1 protein-coding gene is annotated in these 314 nt (G+C 45.9%); it reads right to left on the bottom strand.

All coding sequences use genetic code 11. From position 1 onward, the window contains the following. A partial coding sequence (locus HMPREF2991_RS11430; RefSeq protein ID WP_180364433.1) for a G5 domain-containing protein occupies positions 1–314 on the bottom strand: 314 nt, incomplete at both ends.

Below are 314 nucleotides of genomic sequence, written 5' to 3'. Positions count from 1 at the left end.
GGAACTTCATTTACAGGAGCGTCTGTTGGTTTATCGCTAATAGTGCCTGTTCCAACTGTTACGATCTCTGATACTGCTGGAGTTGTCACTTCGTTAGAGAGTTCCTGACTTCTCTCTACTTTGCCATCTACCATGTACTGACGGGTGACGATTGTACGCACTCCATCTTGACCAGCTTGAGTTATCTTAGTCTGGCCAACTGGTAAGCTATCACTCTCTACTCGTTCTCGAGTGTAGGGTTCTGCTACCGTCGTAGTAACATCCTTTTCTTCAACCTCTAGACTTGGAACTTCATTTACAGGAGCGTCTGTTGG

It is taken from the genome of Streptococcus sp. HMSC072D07, assembly GCF_001814835.1.
Taxonomy (GTDB): domain Bacteria; phylum Bacillota; class Bacilli; order Lactobacillales; family Streptococcaceae; genus Streptococcus.
The sequence above is the reverse complement of the archived record's forward strand: the minus strand, read 5'-3'. Positions and strand labels throughout refer to the sequence as shown.